Origin of the sequence: Bacillus sp. FSL R5-0560, assembly GCF_037966305.1 — a bacterium.
Taxonomy (GTDB): Bacteria; Bacillota; Bacilli; order Bacillales; family Bacillaceae; genus Bacillus; species Bacillus mojavensis.
In genome coordinates this window covers 2,218,795-2,239,675 of record NZ_CP150195.1, presented here as the reverse complement: position 1 = coordinate 2,239,675, position 20,881 = coordinate 2,218,795, and the positions used below count along the sequence as shown (strand labels likewise).

Here is a 20,881-nt window from a genome sequence, read left to right as displayed (position 1 = left end):
TTCAAATATATGATTGTGGTAAAATTTACATAGAGTGGGGCTAGGAAGGAGAATGATATGAAGGTATTTGAGGCTGATTCATTACTCTTTGAAGCGGATAAAAGAACCAAAGAGTATAAGGAACTAAGGTCACAAATGGTGAAGCTCAGAAAAGCGTTTAAAGACGTAGCCGACCTAGATGATAGCGAGTTTTCAGGTAAGGGTGCTGACAACATTAAAGCATTTTTTTATGATCAGATCGGCGTAACAGACCAATGGATTGATCTTATCGATATGAAAATTGCTTTCTTAAGCAGCATTTCTGCAAAACTTGAAGATGCTAAGATATCTGATGCTTACATAGAAGAAACCTTTCTAGAACATGAACTTGTCAATGCATACACAAAATCAAAATCCATTATGTCTGAACAAAAGAAAGCAATGAAAGATATTTTAAACGACATCAATGATATTCTCCCCCTTGAGATATTCTCAACAGAAGACTTCAAAGACAAACTTTCTTCTGCAGATAACAAACGTGAAAAAACAATCGATAAGCTAAACAAACTTGATGAGGATTTAAAAACTGAGTACGCTGAGACTGAGCCAAACGAACAATTTATTCAGCAAGATTTTAAAAAGTTGCAGGAGTCAACAGGTAAAGGGAAGAACGCCACACCAATTCACTATAACGCCAAAGCGTATAGAGAAAGTGACATACATAAGAAAAAAGGCGATATTGAGAAGCATTCTGAAGCTTATTTAAACGTGAAGAAAGAAGAAGCTAAAGAACGTGAAATTAAAGAATTAAAGAGAAAACTTAATGATGGTGTATCTGATCCTGATGAGTATTTAGAGATTGCTAAGAAAGTAGGCTACGAGAATCTCGAGCCGGCTCAAGTTCAGCTTGCAGTGCAAATTGAACAAGCGAAGCAACTAGAAGGAGCAGGAGAAATCACCTGGGATATCGTAAAAGGTGTAGGAGTTGGTTTATACGATGTTGGAAAAGACACTGTAACCGGCATATGGGATTTCATCACCGATCCAGGAGAAACATTGTCAGCACTGGGCAATGCAGTTCTTCATCCGGTCAAAACATATGATGCTGTTTCAGCAGCAATAGAAGAGTCGTATCAAAAAGATATGGTGAATGGAGATGCCTATTCTAGATCAAGATGGGTTACCTATGCTGTTGGTTCAGTGGCTGTAGCTGTTTTTGGAACCAAAGGTGCAGGAGCCATTAATAAAGCAGATGCAGCGGGTAAGGTCATAAACAAAGCAAGTCAGGCAGGGAAGAAAATTAATGACGTCAAGATTCCAGATTTTCTGCCTTATAATCCTAAGTACGACCTTGCCATGGCAGGGGGCGTGCCATACAATGTAGTAAACGGAGAAAGTTTAAAAAATAGGCTACTCCAATTAATTCAATCTGCAAATCCAAGAACCAGATTGCCGAGAACTAAAGGGCGCTGGGAAGGTACTCCAGGTAACAGTAAATGGTACTCTGATAAACCAGAAGTAAATGCAGTAACTAAAGGAGAGCCTATAGTATTTAAAGACAATAGGCCAATTTTTACACCTTGGTCTAAGGGAACAATTAAGTTTAAAAAGGGCGAACTAACTGGAGAAAACTCTGACTTCGCTAAAGTTTATAAACGTATCAAAAAAATGAAAGGTTTTAAAACACAGGCCGAAGCTGAAGATTGGTTGAAATATACTGCAAAGCTTACTCCACACCACCTAGACAACAAAACTATTCAGTTGATCCCAACTGCACTACATAAGAATGTACCGCATATAGGGTCTGCATCGGACTTAAGGAGAGGTTATTAATATGAGCTTTCAAGATATCAATAATAAAATGAAGCAATTTGAGCTTAAGTACTATGGAGAAGGTTCTCATAAAAAAAGTAGCGAAGCAATTGAGAAATTTGAAAAAGACTTAGGGGTCGCAATAGATGATCTATTTAAGCAATTTGTACTGTACTACGGGGGTAGTAATATACTGGCAGACAATGTTGTTTTCCCAGTACTTGAGAAAAACCCATGGGCAGATGATAACAAACCTAGATTAGGTATATTCTATGGGTTTGGCTTGGACGATGACGACTTTAATATTGCAGCTCTTACTGATACATACGATGATCAAATGCCTGATTGGATAATACCAATAGCTGATGCTGATGGTGGAAACCAAATATGCCTTGGTATAAAAGGGGAAGGAACAGGAAAGGTTTATTTCTGGGATCATGAGTTGACGAATGGAGTAAAAGACACCTTTCTGATTGCTGATACATTTGAAGACTTTATTCAAAGCTTATCAGTTGAAGAGGATTCAGAGAAAGAAGATGACGGTATTCTTTTCATGGAATTAGATGATGATTTACTAAACAGTTAAGCAAAAGTATTGCAAAGATAATGTTTAAGCTCTCGATAGGAGAGCTTTTTTATTAAAGTACAAGGGTGGATTAGAATTTAGCCGAGATAAAAGGGGGCAGTTTTATGTCGGTAAATAATTTATTAGGAGAAATTCGAAAAAGAAAAGCAAAGTATGGAGATGAACCGAACTCTCCCGCCACAGAAAAAGAAATCAATAAATTTGAAGCGGAGGTTGTAGGCAAGTTTCCAATAAAGGAGATTCCAACAGGTTATAAGGAATTCCTTCAAAGTGTAAACGGATTAGACTACAATGGTATAGTGATTAACGGGATCGACAATGATTTATTGGAAGAAGAAAAAGATGAAGAGGTTTACGGCTTTCTTGAAACAAATGAACTTTGGCACGAAAATGATGAGCAGAAAAAATATCTGTTTTTTGGTGACTCAGATACAGCCTGGTATTGCTTAGATGTAATTGAAAATGAGTACCTAGAGCTTGATAAACCCTCTGGAACGCCTATGAACAAATTTGATGATTTTAACGCCATGCTAGCTGATGCATTGAAAGTTAGTTTAGACGACTAAGAAAAAGTATTGCAATTGTATGAGATTTTGCAGAAATAAGCATCCAATTCAATAAAATAATGGTTTTATCCATAAAGCAATTGTATTGCAAATAACATTGCCGTCTGGTTATAATTAGGGAAAGATAATATAATTATTTTTTGCATGTGCTTAATGGAAGTGCATAAAATAAAAAAGACTAGGGTGTTGGCGCACCCCGGTTTTGTACAAAAAGCTGCCCGTCAAGGGGCTTGCTCGATGTGGTTTCTTGGTAGACCTATCCCTTCAGGTTCTGAGGCTCAAGGGAGGTCTATTTTTTATTTATATACGTCAACAGGGCAATTATAAACGACCCGAATGCAAGCATCATTAATGCCTGGAATGTTGACATAGCATCACCCCCTTTGTTAGGGGATGAGTAAGACTCCCTTCAGTGAGCAAACTTAGTGTACAGGAAATATTATATTATACATAAATCCCCTTGTTGTTAAAAATTAACAATATACTGACAACGAGCATGTGAAAGAATTTCTATCAACATCATTTATATTTGAAATGACAGACACATATGGTAGTTTGCGACTCGCAAAATTCAATGTGCAGCCCTAATTCAACTATTGAGTAGGATTGTTAAAAAGTGTTGATTTGTTGTTTTCAGCAATCGGTCTATATTACTGAATAGAAATTTAATAACTGTAGGATTATTAAAAACGAAAAGTGAGGATTGTATATGAAGACTGTTAGTCAAGAAATCCAAGATTTATCCATTACATCCTTGGAGTCAACTTTTAGTAAACTTTCAAATGCTTATAAAAGCGCGACAGAAAAAGGTTCAAACACAACTCTTGTCAAAAAGAGACTAAACGCCGTAAAAATTGGTTTGGAAAGCCTAAAAGGTACTTGGAATGGCGACTATTTTTGTTATGAACAAGAAATCATATTGACCTCTAAAGAAGTTCTACAAGATATCATTTCTTCTATAGAAAAACAAATAGCAAAAGCAAAAGAAGGCAGTTCTCAAAAAACATTAAACGAGCGTCGCTTAACTGCACTAAAACTGGCAATCGAATCTTTAGAGAACCGTCTTATATAAGACAGTTAATTGTTCCAGAATCGGGTGCGTTACATAAACAAACAAGATTGGAGGAAACCCTGTTTTTTAATGTGGCTAATGGTAGCGGGAAATTAAAAAAGAACCTGGTGAAATTGCCCAGGTTCTTTTTATATTGCACAAAAATAGACACGGTGATATAATCATGCTACGTGCGCTTTATTAATAAAAGTTATAGTTATCCATCTTATATTTTCATTATATCATGCTGTAAAGCTCTTGTCAATTTTTATTTTTGAAGGGGAGATGTAGAATGAGTTCTTTGGTTCTTGGTTTTCACGAAATTGAAAAAACACAGCATTTGCTTGTTGGAGGAAAAGGGTTAAATGTAGGTGAATTATCAAAAATTCAAGGTATACAAGTACCAGAAGGATTTTGTGTCACAACAGTAGGATATCAAAAAGCTATCGAACAAAACTTAACGTTACAAGTGTTGTTGGATCAATTGGCCGTGTTAAAAGTTGAGGATCGAGATCAAATTGGTAAAATCAGCAGGAAAATTCGACAAATCATTATGGAAGTAGAAATTCCTTCCGATGTTGTGAAAGCAGTTGCTCACTATCTCTCCCAGTTTGGCGAGGAACATGCCTATGCCGTGCGTTCGAGTGCGACTGCTGAAGATCTACCACATGCTTCTTTTGCAGGTCAACAAGATACCTATCTAAATATTATCGGCAAAGAAGCGATCTTGCAGCATATCAGCAAATGCTGGGCTTCCCTATTTACAGAACGAGCGGTAATCTACCGCATGCAAAATGGATTCGACCACAAACAAGTTTATTTATCCGTTATCGTTCAAAGGATGGTTTTCCCTCAGGCTTCGGGGGTTTTATTTACCGCTGATCCGATTACCTCTAACCGAAAGGTGTTATCCATCGATGCCGGTTTTGGACTTGGTGAAGCACTGGTTTCTGGCTTCGTATCTGCAGATTGTTATAAAGTGCGGGAAGAGGAAATCGTTGAGAAGAGGATCGCAACCAAAAAATTAGCTATCTATGGAAGGGAAGAAGGCGGAACAGAGACTAAGCAGATTGAACCTGATCGGCAGATGTCTCAAACACTCACTGACGGGCAAATTCTACAGCTGGAACACATTGGAAGGGAGATCGAAGCTCATTTCGGCCAGCCGCAAGATATCGAATGGTGTTTGGCTGATGATACGTTTTATATTGTTCAGAGTCGGCCGATCACTACTTTATACCCGATCCCTGAAGCGATTGATCAAGATAATCACGTCTATGTATCTGTTGGTCATCAACAAATGATGACAGATCCCATAAAACCTCTTGGATTGTCTTTTTACCTGTTAATTACTCCTGCGCCTATGCATAAAGCCGGTGGAAGGTTGTTTGTAGATGTTGCACCTAGGCTGGCTACACCTGTCGGCCGAAAAAATTTATTAAATACCATGGAATCCGATCCGCTTATAAAAGGCGCACTTATGACCATAATAGAGCGAGATTTTATTAAATTGTTACCAAATGATCAAACGGCACCGATTTTGGGCAGAAGTCATACAGATATGCTGGCACAATTCGAGAACGATCCGACAATCGTTTCTGATTTGATTAAGCGTAGTCAAGCATCAATAAAAGAGTTAAAACAAAACATTCTAACGAAATCGGGATCGGATTTGTTTGATTTTATTCTGGAAGATATCCAGGAATTAAAGAAGATTTTATTTGACCCGCAAAGTTCGGCTGTTTTTATGGCTGCGATGAATGCCTCAGCATGGATCAATGAAAACATGAACACGTGGTTAGGCGAAACAAACGCAGCTGATACGCTTTCTCAATCTGTACCGGGTAATATTACGTCGGAAATGGGTCTGGCGCTGATGGATGTCGCGGATGTGATTCGCCCATATCCAGAAGTGATTGATTATTTGCAGCATGCAAAAGAAGATAACTTTCTGGATGAATTGGTTAAGTTTGATGGAGGAAGGGAAACCAAAGACGCTATCTGTGATTATCTAAGCAAATACGGGATGCGATGTGCCGGAGAAATCGATATTACGAAAGCTCGTTGGAGTGAAAAACCAATTACACTTGTCCCGATGATTCTTGGTAACATCAAAAACTTTGAGCCTAATGCAGGCAATCGAAAATTTGAGCAAGGCCGCCAAGAAGCTTTAGAAAAAGAACAAGAGTTAATAGGTCGATTGAAGCAATTGCCAGATGGTGAACAAAAGGCTAAAGAAACCAAACGAATGATTGACCTCATTCGGAATTTCATTGGGTATAGAGAGTATCCCAAATACGGTTATGTTAGCCGTTTCTTCGTTTATAAGCAGGCTTTACTGAAAGAAGCTGAGCGACTCGTTCAAGCTGGCGTTATCCATGACAAAGAAGATGTGTACTATCTCACTTTTGAAGAACTTCACGAAGTCGTACGCGCAAACAAACTTGGTGATCAGATCATCAACAAACGAAAAGAGGATTACAAATTTTTCGAAAAACTAACCCCTCCGCGCGTTTTCACGTCTGATGGTGAAATATTATCCGGTGAGTACAAGCGAGAAAATTTGCCGGCTAATGCGATTGTAGGTCTACCTGTTTCTTCCGGAGTGATAGAAGGAAGAGCGCGTGTCATTTTAAACATGGAAAATGCCGATCTGGAAGACGGAGATATATTAGTCACCTCCTTTACCGACCCTGGCTGGACACCATTATTTGTATCCATAAAAGGTCTAGTCACCGAAGTTGGGGGACTGATGACCCATGGATCGGTTATCGCGCGTGAATATGGCTTGCCGGCAGTTGTCGGAGTGGAAAACGCAACCAGACTAATCAAAGACGGGCAACGAATTCGCGTGAATGGAACAGAAGGATACATTGAAATATTGTAATGCTTAAATCAAATTACAAATCACTGTCAAAGTGGACGGTTATTCTTTTATCTTCTTGAGCAGCGATAACGATACTTAGTGAATGATGAATATTGATGGTTTGCTACACACATTGAGGTCTTAGCTATTTTCGACAAGATCAGAGAATCAATGAAATATACACGAAATGTAAAAACATTACTTTAATATAAGCAAAGCCGGAACCCCATGGAGTGGGAATCCGGTTTTTTTATGTGAAAAATACTTGGCATGCGAAATCCGCATTTTGTTGGCGGAACACCTTTAAATGAAGATTTTAATTACCAACATTTACATCGAACGATTGTTCTGGTTCATTTTGAATGAAGAACGTTTGTTCTGTTGATATTAGATCAATAAAGGAGTGAGTCGATATGCTTAGAGACCGAGGAACAATCAAATGAACATCAATGATGCTTCCAGAACATTTAACAAGCTTAAACAAGATTTGATTGATGTATCAAAAATTGAAAAACCATCCTTAGATAACCAACAAATTGAAGAGATGGATATTCTCGTCTCTGAAGCACTTGAATTTAATAAAGAAGTTGAAATTCAAACTCTTTAACAATGGATTCGTTGAAAATGTTACCGGCAGAGTCCATTACATTAATTTTGAGGAACAAAAGCTTCACGTAAAAGACCAGAACGACAATACAGTTTATATCCACATGAATGACATCATAGGAGTTACATACAATGATTAATTACTCACAATTTCCACGTAAGAATATACTTTGTGTCGATATGAAATCCTTTTATGCTTCTGTATCGGCTGTAACAATGGGGCTTAATCCTTTAACATGCTATCTTGCCGTTGTAGGGAATACGGAGAAACAGGGAAGTATAGTATTAGCTGCATCTCCTGCACTTAAAAAAGATTTTGGAATCAAAATAGGATCGAGACTATTTGAGATACCTGAAGATCCAAGAATACACATTGTAAATCCGCAAATGAAGCTTTTCATCAGAGTTTCGGCTGAGATTACAAAGCTGTTTTACAGATTTGTTCCTGAAATGTGTCCATACGTATTCAATTGATGAATCTTTTTTAGATGCAGGAAAAGAAGATCCTGAAGAAATGGCCAATGCAATTCAAAGGAGCATGTGGAGTGAATTTGGCCTAATGTGCACAGTAGGCATCGGGGACAATATGTTGCTTAGTAAGCTTGCGCTTGATCTGGAGAGTAAGAAAACAAAGAGCGGTATTGCACGTTTGAGATATGAAGATGTGCCAAATAAACTCTGGAAGGTTCACCCGTTGTCTAAAATGTGGGGGATAAGAGTGAGGATGGAAAGAAACCTAAATCGGATGGGAATATCAACTGTAGGTCAGTTAGCCAAGTTTCCCTTAGAGCTACTTGAGAAGAGATTTGGAATAATGGGGAACCAGTTGTATTATCATGCTCATGGAATCGATTTATCTGAAATAGGTGCTCCGTTGATGCAGGGTCAAATTAGTTTCGGTAAGAGTCAGATTTTACTGAGGGATTATACAAGGAGAGAAGAGATTAAGGCTGTTCTGTTAGAGATTTGTGAGGAAGTCGCAAGAAGGGCACGTACCCATAATAAAGTTGGCCGAACAATCAGCCTGGGAATTGGATACAGCAAGGATGAGCTTGGTGGTGAATTCCATCGATCCAAAACAATTGATCTTCCCACAAATATCACGATGGATATTTATAGATGCTGCTTGATGCTTTTTCATACGTTTTACTCGGGTAAGACTGTGCGAAGTATCTCAGTCACACTTTCAAATATTGAGGATGATGTACATCAGCAGTTGAGTTTATTTGAAGTGGATAACGAGAAGAGAAGAAAGCTTGGGTTCGTTATGGATGGAATTAGAAGCAAATACGGATCGAATGCGATACTAAGAGCAGTCTCTTACACACCCGCAGGGACAGCGCTTCATAGAGCTGGGCTTACTGGGGACATAAATCATAAAATAAAAGCCCACTCAAAGTATGAGTAGGGCTAGATTAATGAATCAACCTTTTTTTAACCTCCGACAGGCCTTTCAGCTACCTGGATGTTAGATGGTGAATCTGTACTTAATTGCGTTAAAGCTACCCCACTTAAAATTACAGCTAAAATAGATACGCAAAGCACAAGTTTTTTCATAAGATTCCCTCCACCTGGTTCATTTTCTGTTCAGCCCAAATTTTCGCATTGAAAAAGCTTGTTGCTTCTTCAAAAGCACCTATTGATTCAAACCTTTTTGCAGCGATGTAGGACAATTCATCTACACTTTCAAGTTCATTTTGTTGTTTTAAAAACTCAATATTACTATTACAATTATTAAAATTATTTTTTAATTCCCCACAATAAAGGTTATATAAGATGCTAATTTTGGCTTCGTATACTTTATTCTCCATTAATATGAGTCTTTCCTGTGCTTTATTGTAAAAATTAATGGCTTTCATTTTTTCGTCAATTTTAAAGAGTTCTTTAATCATCATGAATAAAGAATTTATATAATAAATTGAATGTAACCAAGATTCATATCCTATTGCTTTTTCAAGAGATTCAATGCATTTATCAGGTTTGTTCCAATCAGAATAAACGATACTAAGATTGTGAAATAATTGAGCTTTTAAAAATTCATCTTTTGTTTCTTTTGCAATATCAATTGCTTCTAAATAATATTTTTCTGCTTCCTCAAAGCGTTTCATATCAGCATAGTTTGCAGCTGCAATCATTGTTGATGTAGCTAGTTTGCATTTATAATCAGGGTGTCGCTTATATATTGAAATTGCATTTTTTATATAGTGTTGTGCCACAATGCTTTGTTTAACAAGAGTGTATAAGTAAGAGACTTTAGAGTAAAATTCAGCTGCTTCAATTTCATCCGGAATTTCTGCAAGCTTTTTCTCAGCTAATCCATATAAGTTAATTGCTCGATCATAGTTTTTGTTGTATGCCTCATACATTGCTTCAAATAAATAAAAGTTGTATTCTAATTTATCATTTGTTTTTTTAATGAAGTTTTGATTGTCTTCAGTAAAATAGGTGTGCTTTTGCAAAGGTTCTCCTCGTGAGGAATGCAGCAACATTTTATGTCTTTCTTCTAATAGACTATAATACGCGAGAACTTCTTGATCTTCTTCCATATCATCAAAAAGTTTTTTTATCTCTGAATAATATTTAATTGATTCATCTACCTTTTGTTTTTTTATAGCAATGTACCAGTCATTCAGTGTAGTAGCGACAACTTCTGCAGCAATCTTACTCATTCAAACCCCTCTTTCTGAATATTTCAAAAACTCTAGAAAACAATCATAACATAATCATTGAAAAAAATGTAAAAGGGTGTAAAGTTTTTGGCGATTTTTCATTTAAATACCCTCCTCAATTAAAAGAAGGGTAGGGGTTTTATCTCGGTGAATCGTATTCTATTGCTTGTTCCCTATCAGAATTTCCTGAGTTGTTTGTGAATAAGGGTAGTGTTTAAGAGGTTATTGATGTCTTTTTATCGAAATAAAGACTAAGTTTAAGTATTTTGAGGGGAGTTCCTTTATGCATATAACAACAAAAAGGTTATTAATACGTGAATTTAAATTCAAAGATTGGAAAGCTGTATATGATTATACATCAGATATTAATGTTATGAAGTATATACCAGAAGGGACTTTTACTGAAGAAGATGCAAAAGAATTTGTAAATAAAAACAAGGGTGATAACGCTGAAAAATTTCCTGTAATACTAATAGATGAAGATTTCCTTATAGGGCATATTGTTTTTTATAAGTATTTTGGTGAACATACATATGAAATTGGGTGGGTGTTTAATCCGAATTATCAAAATAGAGGATATGCTTCTGAAGCCGCACAAGCGATCTTGGAATATGGATTTAAAGAAATGAATTTACATAGGATTATAGCTACTTGTCAACCTGAGAATATTCCCTCATACCGAGTTATGGAGAAAATCGGAATGAGAAGAGAAGGCTTTTTCAAAAGATGTATTCCACGAGGCAATGAATGGTGGGATGAATATTACTATGCTATTTTAGAGGAAGAGTGGAAATGAACGATTAAGGATTTTTAAGTATTGCTGATGGAGCAGTAAGAAAAACTTTACTTCAAAAAAGGTTTAAGATTTCTGTGGGGGTCATTTGTTTTGGAATCTCTCGAGATAAATTAGCCCTCTTATGCAAACTCGGAATGGAATTCGGGCTGCCTACATAAGAACAGCCCTTTGCCATTAGCTCGCAATCTTTAGTTTTACTGGTTTGTTTGTCTTAATACTACGTAATTAAAGAGCGGGTTTTTCCACTATTCTGTATGAAAGAAAAGCTACAGCAGCAGTGACAGCGATTAGAATTAGGATTAGTGGATAGTCAGAGAGTGATTTATCAATTCCAGTGTATAAGAAAATGTTGATAATCACCATGTGCCATATGAAAATTCCCATACTGATGTCGTCTAACCGGTTTAGCTGCCACAATATCTTTGGCCCATTGTAGCCGAACCAGACGATCGCATAACTCAGAGGAATAAACCATAAAAAGCTCCATAGTGTACTGTTTAGTGAGCTGAGATGTAGAAGGTCGATTTTAAAGAATAAAAATAAAGTAACAGACAATAAAAATAAAATAATACGCTTCGGTGACTTACTCCATGCCTTTGCCCAGAAGATACCCAAAGTGAAATAAAACATCTGCGGCAGGAAAGTATGTAAGTACAGCTTACCGATTACACTGCCAGGCAATAACTTCAAAGTTAAAAAAGAAATCAACACACTGAAAGTGGAAACAGCAAAAGAGCAAAGAATCATTTTCTTGAATCCGAAACGTTTATAAAACCAATATATAGCTGGTAGCACCAGATAAAAGCTAATCTGAACAGGAATTGTCCAAAGTGAATCGTTAAGGCGACCTGTGCCAATGTGATGGAATATGTCAGGGAAGTATTGAGGGTATAGCACAAGATTGCTAAGAAGCCATATCCAGTACTCTTTAGTAGTGAATAATGTAAGTGAGAGGGCACCTAGAACAATTAACAGTATTGTGGAGACTATAGCATAGGTGTATATAGCGGGTGCAATTCTAATGATTCGGCTCCAAAAAAAATTGGTTACATGATTTCCTTTAAGTTTGGATCTCTCATAAGAAGCGAAAAAGAAAAAATGCGCTTAGAAAAAAGAACATTTTGGAGGGGGTATAAGAAAAACATATTAAGAAGTATGTCCTCTGCTTGCAATTTCATACGAATGACCATCAGTAAAACCAATACTGGCTGTATGTCCTCTGCGTGCTTCTTGGACATCTTTTTGAGTGTTAGTTAAATAAATGCTTACAAATCCAATTAAAACAATGGCTAAAATAAAGACAGATGCATGCTTAAGTTTCATAAAGACAATCCCATCTCTGAATTTGTTTACGGGCATAAAGCACTTTCTCATAATAAGCAACAGCCACTTTATGGTCTCCTTTTTCATTGTAATACTTCGCTGCATCTCCCTCCTATATGAAATATCTAAATATGTAATATTTTATCATATTTAAATGAATAAGGAAGATTAATATTATCTTAAAAAACGGAAAAACAAGAGATGGATAGGGGGTTTTTTTTTGGTGAATCATATTCCAATGCCTGTTCACTATCAGACATTCCTTGAGTAGTTGGGCCAACAATATGATCCATTGGTTAAAACAGTTAGAAGGGCATTAAATTTCTCTGTCAAATCGTCACCATATACAGTCAAATCATATTTCCTCTACGATTAACAGGCTTATCATAAAAATTTAAAAAGAGCTGAAAAAGTAGTAAACATAAGGATTTTTGATGCTTTATAAAACATAAACATGATGTTCACTTGAACAGAGGAAGTTAAGGAAATTTAAATACTTGTGCAAAGGGAGAAACAATAATTTAGGAAGAGCATTTTTCTGAAGGGATAAAAAAAATGAAGTATTAATCATATACATATGAATAATCAATCCAGAAATCAGGAAAATTAACGAAAAAATTGTGAGGAACTTTCAATGAAACAATTTATTTTAGTTTTATCCTTATTAAGTATGATTGTTGCCTATCCCCTTCAAACAAACGCGAGTCCAATGCCTTGCAGTGTAATACTGGAGCCGGTAAATAAAAATCTTAAAAATGCTAAAGGTGTAGCATTAATCTATAAGGTGCAATTGAACCCGCCGAGTGCTGCCAGAACCAATATAAGCATTCTTGCTGTCCATCTTCCTGCTCCTTCTTCTTTTGGAAATTACGACAGTTACGAAGGATTTGCTACTATACCAGGTGAGATTAGTTGGCGGTTTAAACTTTATCCTACTCCTGAGGAAGAGAGCCCTAGTTGGGCGGGAAGGTTTGACTTAATTACAGCCGAAATGAAGAATGTTAAAGTTCAAGTTCGTCTAACTAATTCTAGAACTCAACAGTTGGGACCAAGTGTGTTAACGAATAATATTCAATCTTGTGATTAGAAGTTACTTGAAGGCACAAACGTGGTCAAACTTGGATTGGATTGAAGTTTATGATTAAATCGATTATTTTGTCTAAAGAGAAACCGATAAGCGGAGAATCAAATAAAAAGGTAGTCGCAATTTATGACTATAGGGATGAACCAGAGGAAGCTTTTTGGGTGCACTTATCAAAGGGGGGACGATCTGTTTTTAGCCAAATGGTGAGGGGGCGTTGTTGTACGAATAAACTTAAGGTTCTAGGCACAAATATTTCAATCATACTCGAGAAGAAGTTCTTGAGGTTAAAAAAGGGAGCTAGAAGCCCCCAATTGCAATCTTTTTATTCGTACACCTTCGTAATGGCCAATCCAATGTCCTTCTGAGACTTTTGTAATCCTTTTAAATACCAGCGGATTCCGTCTTTTTCAAATGTGTTGGCAAAAATACCTGTAGTGCTAGGTAAATCCCATGTGATAGCTTGGGCTTTAAAATCATCATTTGTAACATTTGCAATTCCCTGATCCGGGCTCGTACTTGCAGCGAAGGCTGGAAATGCTGAAACAAGTTTTTTGGGTTGCGCAGCGAGAAACAGAGGAAATAGAAATGAGAAATTTGATATTACATTTGATTTCATACATAAGAGACCACAAGGCAAAGAGTTAAAACTCTTTACCATGAGGTGTTTTCCTTAACCGATTCGCAATAAGCTTCATTAAATTCACTGCAATAGATACCAATACAATGATCAAAGCGATCTCAAGTAAGATGATAAGTCCAATATTGACATTGTGGCTATCAAAGTAATCACCGGTCAAGGAAAGGAGCTGATATATACCTAGCATTAGAGTTATAAAGATTGCTCCTAATGCTATTAGAGACTTTTTAGAGAAATCCTTAGCATGTTCGAAATTATAAATCATTAAGAATACAAATAGAGAAACCATAGCAATTTCATGAGTCAACGAATCACTTGCTGAGAACCCTTGAACAATTAAGGAAACAATTAATCCAATTATTCCGATTCTTTTATTCAAGATATCACCTGCTTTTATGATCTATGTGTCAGCTTACCAATTAAAGGGGAGTTTCTCAAGATGATACTCTTTAAACTTAACTTAAAATCGTGATGTTATTTAGATTTCAAGGAGCTGAAAAATGAACTCTCTTTTATATGGCATTCATATGGCTGCTTTCATTAATAAAGACTCCATCAGATTTAGAAACAAGAATTGCGATTCTACGAAAAAAGGATTAGGTTATGGTGAAACAAGATTACTTATAATGTAATTTTTGGGCCCTTGTAATTAAATTACAAATATTTGTAATATTCACTCATAAATTCATGGTATTATATTGAAGGGAACGATCAGAAGCTTTGGGGTAGTAATTAAGGATGTTTTAAATAGATACGAGTGCTACCTCATGTCAAAGTCAGAAAAAATATTATAGGAGGTAACATATGTTTAAGTTTACAAAGAAATTCTTAGTTGGGTTAACGGCAGCTTTGATGAGTATGAGCTTGTTTTCGGCAAATGCCTCTGCAGCTAACACAGACTACTGGCAAAATTGGACTGATGGGGGCGGAACAGTAAACGCTGTCAATGGGTCTGGCGGGAATTACAGTGTGAATTGGTCTAATACCGGAAATTTCGTTGTTGGTAAAGGTTGGACTACAGGTTCGCCATTTAGGACGATAAACTATAATGCCGGAGTTTGGGCGCCGAACGGCAATGCATATTTGACTTTATATGGTTGGACGCGATCCCCTCTCATAGAATATTATGTAGTGGATTCATGGGGTACTTATAGACCTACTGGAACGTATAAAGGTACGGTTTACAGTGATGGGGGTACATATGACGTGTACACAACTACACGTTATGATGCACCTTCCATTGATGGCGATAAAACTACTTTTACGCAGTACTGGAGTGTTCGCCAGTCGAAGAGACCAACTGGAAGCAACGCTACAATCACTTTCAGCAATCACGTTAACGCATGGAAGAGATATGGGATGAATCTGGGTAGTAATTGGTCTTACCAAGTCTTAGCGACAGAGGGATATCGAAGTAGTGGAAGTTCTAACGTAACAGTGTGGTAACAGATCATCTTTAATCCGGGGTAGCTAACGGGCTGCTGATCGTTCCTTGAGAAGTTTTATAATCATTGTGATTGTGAGTTACTAAGAGGCGACAGTCTTTTAGTTGGAATTCTAATATATGCCTCGGGCATGGTAAATGATTATTAAAATCGTTAATAATGGTTAAAGGTCGTTTTCTACTAGGCGAACGGCCTTGGCATTGCTGGTAGGGTATTCTCCATCAGGTTTTATAACTTTCCCTATAAGTTTAATGGAATAGTATTAAATTGAGAATGCTTTCAATTTTTTTCTCTTGCTCTCAACAGACACCTTCATATAATCCTTCTTCATCAAATATAAGCCTTAAGCAAATTAAAAATATCTCGGTAGTTGAACCAGATCCTCAAAACGTTATCCTCGTTAAAGATGGGACTGTTAAGAACAAAAAGTCTAACTTTTATAAAAAGTTATCGAGCTTTTATATCGGCAAAAATGAGTTAACTTAAAAAGAGTGGACAGAAGCAACCTCCTCACAATTCAAAAACGATAAATTGCAGGTAGAAATGGTAAGTTGGTATATGCCAATGAATACTGTAATAAATTCAGTATCCAAGGAGGCTTAAAACCCTATTACAATATAATTAAGAATAAGAAAGACTCTCATATTAAGGGTGATATGAAGTATCTTGTCAGGCACTAGGGTTTGCATTGGTCATCGTATTTTGCTGGATCTGATAGCTTTCTCATTACAGATAGAGGTGACCCAAAGGTCGCTGAATAGAGTTTAAACAAAAACCCTCCCTTTCTGGGAGGCTTAAAATGATATATTTACTAATGTGTAAACCAACGCAACGATGAACAAGAAATATGAAATATAAGAAATTGCTTTTGACGACCTTGCTTTATGTTTTTGGAAAGTATATATAAGTGCAAAGCCCAAAAAGAAGACAGTCACAAACCAAGAAGTGTATGGAGGAAATATTGCGACCAACAACACCATTATCGTTGAAAAAATAAATGAAGAGTAATGAGTACCTTTTTGATCATTATTCAAAGAAATCACCTTAATGAATTTTTACCCATTTTAATGTGTATCAACACAATTTAAAAAGAGATTAAAAAAATGCCAGACATTATTTCTAATGTGAACAAAAGAAAAGAGCATGTTTTGAAAAAAATGATCAACACATGCTTTTATATATTGTAATGGGTTAACTTCTTTATAAAAAAGTTTGCTTACATTTGCGGGGGTTCCAAACCAAATGTTGTCCATTCCTCTTTTGCTGGACCATAAATACCAGGAACAGTTAATCCTGCCTGTCTCATAAGAACAGTCATTTGTCCTCGGTGGTGATTTTGATGTTGAATCAAAAACATCAAAAGTGAACCATTTGGCAATTGTTGACCAATAAAGTTGATACGTTCTTGAAGTGTATGATCAGTCCATTGGGTTTTTAATGCCTGTACAAATGCATTACTGGCTTGATGATAGCTGTCTGCTATAAACTGAGCCGAAGTAGGAACAGGGTAATCATCAGCAGGGGCATGAAATGTTAAGTCTGTATTTGAGGTAATGATGCGAATGGCTGCAACAGTATGCCAAGCAATACGGCCTAAAGTCCAATTTTGTGAAGTGATTTCTTGTTTAAGTGATTCATCAGTTAGACTATTTAGCAGTTTCTGTGTAGCATCGGCTTCGAACTCCCATGATTTCAAAAAATGGTCTAAGGTTTGAAACACAAAAATCCTCCTTAAGATTTTTTGTTTTCTTTTTACAGTTTCATTATACCTGCCCGTTTAGGTAAAAAGAACAAAACTTTAGACAAGAATGATTCAAGTAATAAATTGGTGAATCACTATAAGAATATACAGAACACATATATCGAGCCGCATGGTTAAATGATGCTGCATATGATATGTGTTTTGGAGTTGCCAAAGCAGAGATTGAAGAGTGCTTGCCATCAAAAATAAAGAAGGAGATTACCTGACATATAATGAATTATTATATCAGGAAAGAGAAAAACGTTACAGCAAAGGGAGGAATGAGTTGGTAATGAAGGGTTTTATCAAAGGCGCTGTTCTAACTGCTGTTCTAGGTGTTGGTGTTACTTTATTTGCAGGTGATGTATCTGCACATGGGTATATAAAAGAACCTGCCAGTAGAGCGTACATGGGGTCCTTAGAAAAACAAATAATTGGTTGGACGGCAGCTACACAAAAATATGGTTCTGTAGTTGATAGTCCTCAATCGGTAGAAGGCCCAAAAGGTTTTCCATCCGCGGGTCCACCAGATGGAAAAATTGCATCTGCAAATGGAGGCTCTGGTCAAATTGACTTTGGGCTAGACAGGCAGACTGCAGATCATTGGGTAAAACAAAACATGCATGGAGGACTAAACACCTTTACTTGGCAATATACTGCTCCTCACGCTACATCAAAGTGGCACTATTATATAACCAAGAAAGATTGGAATCCAAACAAACCATTAACAAGAGATGAGTTTGAATTAATTGGAACAGTAGATCACGATGGTTCAAAGGCAGATACTAATCTTTCTCATAAAATTTATGTACCAACTGATCGCAGTGGTTATCATGTCATTCTAGGGGTGTGGGACGTTGCGGATACCTCTAATGCCTTTTATAATGTAATTGATGTAAACCTAATGCAATGATATTAACCTCCAACGATCAAACTTAACCCCAATGGACAAGAATATGAGGCTTCATCAGAAAATTTCCACCGCATCTGGCACAGTGTTTACCGCTGAGGTTTTAATAGCTGCCAATAGTTATGACTATACCGGTAAAAGCGATGAGTATATCCGATAAGCCATCACCAGCTTTACTGTATCAACGAAGGAAACTGTAACGAACCGGGAGGACACAGAGTGTTTGAGTGTGGAAGTTTCAGAATCATATACTGTGAAGCTACTTAGAGGAAGCTATACTATTGCCGATCGGTTAGATGTTCATGCATCTGCCGATCTTTTTTAAACTTTAATAGTTGTTTGCTCAATATTAATTTCATTGTTATCTGAAGCAACTATTGAAATTATTAATGACCCTGATGTTTGAAGCAATAGCACAGAGCCAATGACGTCCTTAATAAAACTACGATTTTAAAGAGAACGGAGATTTATTTTAATATGAATTTTAAAAAAGCTGCAGTCATATTTTCATTTGCTTTTCCAATTATTTCAGCTATATTAATACTTAATTTTTTGACTGGGATTATATCAATGGCGTGGCAAGGAATGCCGGTATTGTTCCCTTTATTACTCTCACCTATAGGGATAATGATGGCATTAGTTTCAATAAAGACAAATAAACGGTGGGCTATATGGGGAATCATCTTAAATTCAGTTTTGTTTCTATTCCCTTTCTTTTGGTTTATAGGTGGAACTTTGTTATTCGGAGTCTAATTTTTAATATGACGTGAAAATCAATGAAGATGTTGAACAATTCAATCACGGTTAAAAAGGATACATGGTAGGGGGTGCTGAATTGAGCCTCAATCAAAAGACGTTAAACAGTTATGTTTATACGCTGGTATTCTCAAGTTTGTCATATGGTCTAGTCTTTGGCTTGTATATCTTTGTTTATTCAGATTTTATGGCGATCGCATTAATCACAATAGGTATCATTGCATTCTACTCTTTTATCACTTACTTAATATTTGCTTTTCCTTTACAATTATTACTAAGAAGAAATCCCAGAAAGTTCAGTTTGATCTATTTTTTAATTTATACTGCAGTAGCTCTTCTAGCTGTGTTCGTGTTCTGGTTTATTGATTATCCGCCTAGTGCTCTTACAGTGTTCAGGAGCTTACATTATTACATAATGAGCATTGCTGCTGCGTTAATTTATTGGTTCTGGGATTCCATATGCCTGCAGAAGTAGTTTATCTACAATTTAAATCATGTATTTCACAACGTTCACAACAAGTATAAAAGCCGCTGATCCGAACAACAAATACGCAGACCTTATTTGTTTCTTTGAAAGTGTCTCCACTCCCATTAAAACAAAGAGAAGTGCAACCAATACTTGGAGAGAAAACAAGAGGAATGCACTTTGATGATATAAAGAATACACGCATAGGATTAAAGCTACACATGAGATCAAAATTTTTGAAGCTTTAAGCAAAGAACCACTCCTAGGAAGTTTTATTAAACCATAACACGATATGAGCTTTTAGTGGGAGAGGCAAAGGGGTCATGATAAAAGAAGTGTTTTATTTAAAATTGGGGGGGGTTAACTTGAACATTTTTATTTGGATTGCCATGTTTATAGCTATTTTTGGCGGCTCTTATGCAGGTTACAAAAGGAATAAAAAGAAAGAACTTAAACAGGAAAAGTAAATAATATAAGTTTACGGAAATGGACTGTGAGATTCTTAAAGAGTATTAAGTTAAATGCTCTTTTCCATTCCACATCTCCGGCATTCAAGTAAGAATACACCGCTCTTTACAGAGGCTTTTGAATAAATCTAATCGCCTTTGTTGAGGGTAAGGAGTATTTATTTGGTATTGGAATAGAGTGGAAAGAGGATGGTGAGTCAAAAAGCATAGCAGCTGAGAGGATTTGTAGAGTGGGCTGCTATACTTGTAGACCTATATCAAAAGCGGTTTAATAATGGAAACGGATTTAAAAAGGGGTGAAAAGCCATCAAAATATTAGTTGTGTTATCCAGTTTTATGGGAATTGTGTTATCAATGATTGGACAAATATTTGGAATCCTAACCGATTTCTTTATTCCAGGCATTGCTCGGTTTATAGGGGTATTAGCGGGTATTCTAGTGTTACTTAGTTTGAAGTCAAGAAATAGAGAAATACAGGCTTTTATAGTAGGTTCAAGTACTGCGTTAGGAATAATGGGATCAGGAATTTTATATGTTCCAGCTGCGATTATCAATGTCTTCATTAGTTTCAAGCTAAACAAAAAGTTTAAAAAAGAGAACGTAAAGGAGCAGATCTGAATAGACTGCTTTTTTTAGGACTACCATGGAAAATTGCAGGAATAAAATAATATTTTTATTCAAAGTAAGGTTTAGATTCAAAATTTTACAGGCTTTTTAGATATTAAACAAAATGGTATGAGGTACGATCATTACTTTGTCAGGTTTTTTTGAAGAGAATCATCAGGATATTTGAGAAACTGAGTGTATAAAAAAAAGAAGGCGATCATCAACATTTGCTGCAGGGTGATTTAAATTTTCTGAAAAAGCATTGAAAAAGTGAATAGGATTATATAATATGAAGTCAAGTTAGTTTGTCCAATCAACAAACTAATGAAGGGTGCTTGTTTAGTTTCATAAGAAAACTAAGTATAAAGGGGGGGAATGAGAGGCTCGATCCAATTGGAGCTAAACAATATATAACACGAAAGAGTGAATCTTTAAATTCTTTCCCAGTATACGAGATATTACGAAAAAATGATTTATTGCTTGCTGATACAGACCATTTTGTACGATGAAAAATG

General features: G+C 36.3%; 23 protein-coding genes and 5 pseudogenes. 16 read left to right on the top strand and 12 right to left on the bottom strand.

All coding sequences use genetic code 11. The annotated features are described in order from the left end of the window. The first annotated feature begins 57 nt into the window (after window positions 1-57). The 3 genes from NST56_RS11695 (at window position 58) to NST56_RS11685 (ending at window position 2,943) form a co-directional block, all read left to right on the top strand. On the top strand, window positions 58-1,812 hold the full coding sequence (locus NST56_RS11695; RefSeq protein WP_339176817.1) for a T7SS effector LXG polymorphic toxin: 1,755 nt from the start codon (window positions 58-60) through the stop codon (window positions 1,810-1,812). Window position 1,813: 1 nt separating this feature from the next. Continuing rightward, entirely contained in the window at window positions 1,814-2,377 is a 564-nt protein-coding gene (locus NST56_RS11690) for an SMI1/KNR4 family protein (protein WP_339176815.1), read from the top strand. 104 nt (window positions 2,378-2,481) lie between these two features. Beyond that, entirely contained in the window at window positions 2,482-2,943 is a 462-nt protein-coding gene (locus NST56_RS11685) for a YrhA family protein (RefSeq protein ID WP_268449763.1), read from the top strand. Window positions 2,944-3,232: 289 nt separating this feature from the next. Here NST56_RS11685 and NST56_RS11680 read toward each other — a convergent pair whose 3' ends face one another. Further along, the gene (locus NST56_RS11680) at window positions 3,233-3,313 is read right to left on the bottom strand and encodes a putative holin-like toxin (protein WP_229147581.1); all 81 of its coding nucleotides are present in this window, start codon (window positions 3,311-3,313) and stop codon (window positions 3,233-3,235) included. A gap of 339 nt (window positions 3,314-3,652) precedes the next feature. Between NST56_RS11680 and NST56_RS11675 the strand changes: the two genes are divergently transcribed. From NST56_RS11675 to NST56_RS11660, 4 genes and pseudogenes are all read left to right on the top strand, one after another. Next, entirely contained in the window at window positions 3,653-4,015 is a 363-nt protein-coding gene (locus NST56_RS11675) for a hypothetical protein (RefSeq protein WP_339176813.1), read from the top strand. Between the two features lie 271 nt (window positions 4,016-4,286). Beyond that, window positions 4,287-6,881: a phosphoenolpyruvate synthase gene (ppsA, locus tag NST56_RS11670; RefSeq protein WP_339176812.1), complete on the top strand. Its 2,595-nt coding sequence runs from the start codon at window positions 4,287-4,289 to the stop codon at window positions 6,879-6,881. Between the two features lie 428 nt (window positions 6,882-7,309). Further along, window positions 7,310-7,606 (top strand): annotated as a pseudogene (locus NST56_RS11665) (YolD-like family protein). Beyond that, window positions 7,599-8,874, top strand: a pseudogene (locus NST56_RS11660) (UV damage repair protein UvrX). Before NST56_RS11665 ends, NST56_RS11660 begins: the two co-directional pseudogenes overlap by 8 nt. 26 nt (window positions 8,875-8,900) lie before the next feature. On the opposite strand, the gene phrK reads toward NST56_RS11660, so the two are convergent. Continuing rightward, window positions 8,901-9,023: a phosphatase RapK inhibitor PhrK gene (gene phrK / locus NST56_RS11655; protein WP_004399440.1), complete on the bottom strand. Its 123-nt coding sequence runs from the start codon at window positions 9,021-9,023 to the stop codon at window positions 8,901-8,903. Further along, a complete protein-coding gene (gene rapK, locus NST56_RS11650; RefSeq protein ID WP_339176810.1) occupies window positions 9,020-10,135 on the bottom strand; it encodes a response regulator aspartate phosphatase RapK in 1,116 nt (371 codons plus the stop codon). The genes phrK and rapK overlap by 4 nt, the downstream gene beginning before the upstream one ends. A 283-nt stretch (window positions 10,136-10,418) precedes the next feature. Here rapK and NST56_RS11645 point away from each other — a divergent pair, with 283 nt between their 5' ends. Beyond that, entirely contained in the window at window positions 10,419-10,931 is a 513-nt protein-coding gene (locus NST56_RS11645; protein ID WP_010334533.1) for a GNAT family protein, read from the top strand. Window positions 10,932-11,156: 225 nt separating this feature from the next. Here the strand turns inward: NST56_RS11645 and NST56_RS11640 are convergent. The 4 genes and pseudogenes from NST56_RS11640 to NST56_RS11625 all read right to left on the bottom strand — a co-directional run. Then, window positions 11,157-11,963: pseudogene (locus NST56_RS11640) on the bottom strand (acyltransferase family protein); the annotation flags it as partial. A gap of 114 nt (window positions 11,964-12,077) precedes the next feature. Beyond that, complete coding sequence (locus NST56_RS11635; RefSeq protein WP_339182191.1) at window positions 12,078-12,290, bottom strand: aspartate phosphatase; 213 nt, start codon at window positions 12,288-12,290, stop codon at window positions 12,078-12,080. Further along, window positions 12,244-12,360 (bottom strand): annotated as a pseudogene (locus NST56_RS11630) (aspartate phosphatase); the annotation flags it as partial. The gene NST56_RS11635 and the pseudogene NST56_RS11630, both read right to left, overlap by 47 nt. A 73-nt stretch (window positions 12,361-12,433) precedes the next feature. Continuing rightward, window positions 12,434-12,514, bottom strand: coding sequence for a hypothetical protein (locus tag NST56_RS11625; RefSeq protein WP_229147583.1), 81 nt, complete (start codon window positions 12,512-12,514; stop codon window positions 12,434-12,436). Between the two features lie 374 nt (window positions 12,515-12,888). Between NST56_RS11625 and NST56_RS11620 the strand changes: the two genes are divergently transcribed. Then, the gene (locus NST56_RS11620; RefSeq protein WP_010334515.1) at window positions 12,889-13,341 is read left to right on the top strand and encodes a hypothetical protein; all 453 of its coding nucleotides are present in this window, start codon (window positions 12,889-12,891) and stop codon (window positions 13,339-13,341) included. Between the two features lie 50 nt (window positions 13,342-13,391). After that, window positions 13,392-13,517: pseudogene (locus NST56_RS11615) on the top strand (hypothetical protein); the annotation flags it as partial. Between the two features lie 143 nt (window positions 13,518-13,660). On the opposite strand, the gene NST56_RS11610 reads toward NST56_RS11615, so the two are convergent. Both NST56_RS11610 and NST56_RS11605 read right to left on the bottom strand, forming a co-directional pair. After that, window positions 13,661-13,996: an LCI fold-containing protein gene (locus NST56_RS11610; protein WP_339176807.1), complete on the bottom strand. Its 336-nt coding sequence runs from the start codon at window positions 13,994-13,996 to the stop codon at window positions 13,661-13,663. After that, window positions 13,980-14,354, bottom strand: coding sequence for a YoqO family protein (locus NST56_RS11605; RefSeq protein WP_168748018.1), 375 nt, complete (start codon window positions 14,352-14,354; stop codon window positions 13,980-13,982). Before NST56_RS11605 ends, NST56_RS11610 begins: the two co-directional genes overlap by 17 nt. Window positions 14,355-14,779: 425 nt before the next feature. On the opposite strand from NST56_RS11605, the gene NST56_RS11600 reads away from it, so the two are divergent. Then, the gene (locus NST56_RS11600; protein WP_010334513.1) at window positions 14,780-15,421 is read left to right on the top strand and encodes a glycoside hydrolase family 11 protein; all 642 of its coding nucleotides are present in this window, start codon (window positions 14,780-14,782) and stop codon (window positions 15,419-15,421) included. A 793-nt stretch (window positions 15,422-16,214) separates the two neighbouring features. Here the strand turns inward: NST56_RS11600 and NST56_RS11595 are convergent. Then, complete coding sequence (locus NST56_RS11595) at window positions 16,215-16,454, bottom strand: hypothetical protein (RefSeq protein WP_326192254.1); 240 nt, start codon at window positions 16,452-16,454, stop codon at window positions 16,215-16,217. Between the two features lie 182 nt (window positions 16,455-16,636). After that, window positions 16,637-17,140 carry a DinB family protein gene (locus tag NST56_RS11590; RefSeq protein ID WP_168748017.1) on the bottom strand — a complete coding sequence of 168 codons (504 nt, stop codon included), beginning with the start codon at window positions 17,138-17,140 and terminating at the stop codon, window positions 16,637-16,639. Window positions 17,141-17,453: 313 nt separating this feature from the next. Here NST56_RS11590 and NST56_RS11585 point away from each other — a divergent pair, with 313 nt between their 5' ends. The 3 genes from NST56_RS11585 to NST56_RS11575 all read left to right on the top strand — a co-directional run bounded on the left by NST56_RS11585 (window position 17,454) and on the right by NST56_RS11575 (window position 19,302). Next, the gene (locus NST56_RS11585; RefSeq protein WP_326332554.1) at window positions 17,454-18,074 is read left to right on the top strand and encodes a lytic polysaccharide monooxygenase; all 621 of its coding nucleotides are present in this window, start codon (window positions 17,454-17,456) and stop codon (window positions 18,072-18,074) included. Between the two features lie 474 nt (window positions 18,075-18,548). Beyond that, window positions 18,549-18,824, top strand: a complete 276-nt coding sequence (locus NST56_RS11580; RefSeq protein ID WP_326333434.1) for a hypothetical protein — start codon at window positions 18,549-18,551, stop codon at window positions 18,822-18,824. A gap of 82 nt (window positions 18,825-18,906) precedes the next feature. After that, a complete protein-coding gene (locus NST56_RS11575) occupies window positions 18,907-19,302 on the top strand; it encodes a UPF0715 family protein (protein WP_339176805.1) in 396 nt (131 codons plus the stop codon). Window positions 19,303-19,314: 12 nt separating this feature from the next. On the opposite strand, the gene NST56_RS11570 is transcribed toward NST56_RS11575, so the two are convergent. After that, window positions 19,315-19,545 carry a membrane protein gene (locus tag NST56_RS11570; RefSeq protein ID WP_026014719.1) on the bottom strand — a complete coding sequence of 77 codons (231 nt, stop codon included), beginning with the start codon at window positions 19,543-19,545 and terminating at the stop codon, window positions 19,315-19,317. 71 nt (window positions 19,546-19,616) lie between these two features. On the opposite strand from NST56_RS11570, the gene NST56_RS11565 reads away from it, so the two are divergent. Together NST56_RS11565 and NST56_RS11560 are read left to right on the top strand one after the other, a co-directional pair. Then, window positions 19,617-19,760 carry a hypothetical protein gene (locus NST56_RS11565; RefSeq protein ID WP_339176803.1) on the top strand — a complete coding sequence of 48 codons (144 nt, stop codon included), beginning with the start codon at window positions 19,617-19,619 and terminating at the stop codon, window positions 19,758-19,760. Between the two features lie 354 nt (window positions 19,761-20,114). Next, the gene (locus NST56_RS11560; protein ID WP_339176801.1) at window positions 20,115-20,378 is read left to right on the top strand and encodes a permease; all 264 of its coding nucleotides are present in this window, start codon (window positions 20,115-20,117) and stop codon (window positions 20,376-20,378) included. Window positions 20,379-20,881: the final 503 nt, after the last annotated feature.